Source organism: Kribbia dieselivorans NBRC 106261 (assembly GCF_001552435.1).
Taxonomy (GTDB): Bacteria; Actinomycetota; Actinomycetes; order Actinomycetales; family Dermatophilaceae; genus Kribbia; species Kribbia dieselivorans.
Genome location: NZ_BCRE01000169.1, coordinates 1 through 3,115, shown reverse-complemented (window position 1 = coordinate 3,115; position 3,115 = coordinate 1). Strand labels below are relative to the sequence as shown.

The window sequence follows — 3,115 nt, the reverse complement described above, 5'->3', positions numbered from 1 at the left end:
TCCTGGCCGGCCTCCCCCGCCGTGATGAGGTCGTCGAGATCGGTGCAATCGGCGATCCGAAAACCACCCACCCGGGTACGACGGAGCGCGGTGAGGTGACCGCCGACGCCCAGCGCGGCCCCGAGGTCGCGGGCCAGGGCGCGCACGTACGTGCCGGACGAGACCTCGACCTCGATGTCGCAGTCGAGCACCCGCTGCCCATCGGGGAGCTCGACCGGGCGGAGTTCGCCGACGTCGAATCGCGCAACGGTCACCGGTCGTGCCGGCAGGTCGACGTCCTCCCCCGAGCGCACCCGGTGGTACGCCCGCTTGCCGTCGATCTTGATCGCGCTGACCGCGCTGGGGACCTGGTCGATGTCGCCGGTCAGGGGCCTCGCAGCGGCGACGATCTCGTCGCGCGACAACCCGGCCGCACTGCGCTCCGGAGCGCCGATGACCTCACCCTCGGCGTCGTCGGTGATCGTAGCCTGCCCCAGGCGCACCGTGGCGGTGTAGGCCTTGTCGGCGCCCACGAGAAACGTCAGGAGCTTCGTGGCGCGGCCGACCCCGAGGATGAGCACGCCGGTGGCCATTGGGTCCAGCGTGCCGGCGTGCCCGACCTTGCGGGTGCGGCAGAGCCGGCGCGCCTTGGCGACGACGTCGTGGCTGGTCCAGCCGGCCGGTTTGTCGACGAGCAGCAGCCCGTCCGGTGCGGCGTCAGGCATCGGCGCCGTCGGCGTCCTCCGAGTCGGGCTTCTTGTACGGGTCGGCATCGCCGGCGTACGTGGCGCCGGTGCGCGTGGCGGCGACCTGGGCGTCCTTCTCCTTGGCCTCGCGCAGCAGGTCCTCGATGGCGGTCGCCGACTCGGGCAGGGCATCGGGGAGGAATTCGAGGGTCGGCGTCAGGCGGATGCCGAGCTGCTTGCCGACCAGCGAGCGCATCCGCCCCAGGTGGCTGGCCAGGAGCTCGGTGGTGGTGGCGTGCTGGGCCTCGTCACCGAAGACGGTGTAGAAGACCGAGGCGTGCTGGAGGTCTCCGGTGACCCGTACATCGGTGATGGTGACGAAACCGAGATCCGGGTCCTTGATGACCTGGGTGAGGTTGGCCGCGATGACCTCCTTGATCCGGTCGGCGATCTTGCGCGCCCGTGCCGTGTCGACCATGGGGTCCTCCGTTGTCGTTGTGGTTCCTGCGACCCAACAGCCTAGGTGATGCTCCGGCGCGGAGTGGACGAGGCGAGGACAGCAAGGGTCACCTGAGTTGCGGGCCCGTCGACGGGGGTCGATACGGTAGGGGGCATCCACTCCCTTGATGCAAAGGATTTGCAGTTATGCGCTCGCGCCTTGCCTCTGTCTCCGCCCTGGCCGCACTGACGTTGGCGGTGAGCGGAATCAGCGCCTGCGGCACGTCGACCAACCCGGCCGACACGCCCGCCGGCGCGACCACCTCGACCACCCCGGCGACGGCGGCGCTGGCGATCAAGGACGGCTGGGTCAAGGCCACCACGGAGACCATGACCGGCGTCTTCGGCACCCTGGAGAACAGCTCCGATGCGCCGATCACCATCACGGGCGGCTCCTCCACGGCGGCGTCGAAGGTCGAGACGCACATCACCGTCAAGGAGAACGGCGCCATGGTGATGAAGCGCACCGACAAGGGCTTCACCATCGAGCCCGGTGGCACGTTCGAGCTCAAGCCCGGCGCCAACCACATCATGCTCATGGGCCTGAAGCAGGAGATCAAGGCCGGCGACCCGCTGACCGTCAGCGTCAAGGACGCCGACGGCACAACGTACGACCTCACCGTGCCCGGCCGTGAGTTCACCGGCGCCGAGGAGACCTACGCCCCCGAGGCGGAGGACATGCACTCGACCGGCTCGAGCGACCACTCGAGCATGAACCACTCATGAGCGCCCCCTCTCGTCGCGCGGTCATCGGCGGCGCGGGCCTGGCTGGTCTGTCGGGCCTGGCGCTGGCCGGGTGCGGCCGGTCCGGTGAGGGTGATGCCAAGGCCGCGAACGGCGATCCGCCCGGCGTGGCCGTCACGGCTCGGGCGCGCGAGTTTCACGGAGCGCGGCAGCACGGGATCGCTGATGCGCCCCAAGCCCACGCGGTGTGGGTGGCGTTCTCGCTACCGAAGGCCGTGCGCCGCGATGACGTGCGACGTCTGCTGACCGTGTGGAGCGATGACATCGCGCGGCTGACGGCCGGGTCGGGCACCCTGACCGACCAGGAGCCCGAACTGGCCGAGATGGTGCACCGGTTGACCGTGACCGTCGCGGTCGGGCCGGGGTTCTTCGAGCGGATCGGCGCGTCGGCCAAGGCTCCGTCGTGGCTCAAACCCCTGCCGCGGTTCGATCAGATCGATGGACGCCTGGACGACCGGTGGGCCGGCACGGACCTGTGCCTGCAGATCGCCGCCGAGAGCGCGGCGACCGTCTCGCACACGCAGCGTCAACTCATCACGGCCGCGGGCCGGTTGGCGAAGGTGGAGTGGGTGCAGCGCGGGTTCCGCGAGCCCGTGGCGCAGCCGCACTGGGGGTCGATGCGCAACCTGTTCGGGCAGAAGGACGGCACGGTCAACCCGGTCGTCGACGGCGAGGATGACGCGGTCATCTGGGCCGGGGACGACGCCGGGTGGTTCGCCGGCGGCTCGGCCATGGTCATCCGCCGCATCGTCATGGACATGGACTCCTGGGACCGCGCCGACCGGTACTCCCGGGAGAACGCGATGGGTCGCCGACTCGACAACGGAGCGCCGTTGACCGGCGGAGACGAGATGACTCCCCCGGACCTGTTGGCCAAGGACGATCTCGGGTTCCCCGTCATCGACAACGGCGCCCACATGCGTCGGGCCATGCCGCGGGCGCCGCACGAGCGGTTCCTGCGTCGGCCGTACAGCTACGACGACTCGACCGACCCCGATGGGACCGGTCTGGTCTTCGTGGCGTTCTGCGCCGATCCGGTACGTCAGTTCGTGCCGGTGCAGCGGCGGTTGGCCCAGGCGGACCTGCTCAACCTCTGGACGTACCCGATCGGCTCGGCGGTGTACGCGGTGCTGCCCGGTGCCGCCGACGGCGAGTACCTGGGCCAGTCCCTGTTCGCGTAGCCGGGCCCCCACCGCCCACACCCCCGC

General features: G+C 70.4%; 4 protein-coding genes. 2 read left to right on the top strand and 2 right to left on the bottom strand.

Annotated elements, in window-relative coordinates:
* Window positions 1-704: tRNA pseudouridine(55) synthase TruB (gene truB, locus KD1_RS13165; RefSeq protein ID WP_068402637.1), on the bottom strand; the 704-nt coding region annotated here is incomplete at its 3' end.
* Entirely contained in the window at window positions 697-1,143 is a 447-nt protein-coding gene (gene rbfA / locus KD1_RS13160; protein WP_068402636.1) for a 30S ribosome-binding factor RbfA, read from the bottom strand. The genes rbfA and truB, both read right to left, overlap by 8 nt.
* Window positions 1,144-1,310: 167 nt before the next feature.
* On the opposite strand from rbfA, the gene KD1_RS13155 reads away from it, so the two are divergent.
* Together KD1_RS13155 and KD1_RS13150 are read left to right on the top strand one after the other, a co-directional pair.
* Window positions 1,311-1,889, top strand: a complete 579-nt coding sequence (locus KD1_RS13155; protein WP_068402634.1) for a copper chaperone PCu(A)C — start codon at window positions 1,311-1,313, stop codon at window positions 1,887-1,889.
* Window positions 1,886-3,088 (top strand): Dyp-type peroxidase, encoded by a 1,203-nt coding sequence (locus KD1_RS13150; protein ID WP_068402632.1) that lies wholly within the window; start codon window positions 1,886-1,888, stop codon window positions 3,086-3,088. Before KD1_RS13155 ends, KD1_RS13150 begins: the two co-directional genes overlap by 4 nt.
* Window positions 3,089-3,115 lie beyond the last annotated feature (27 nt).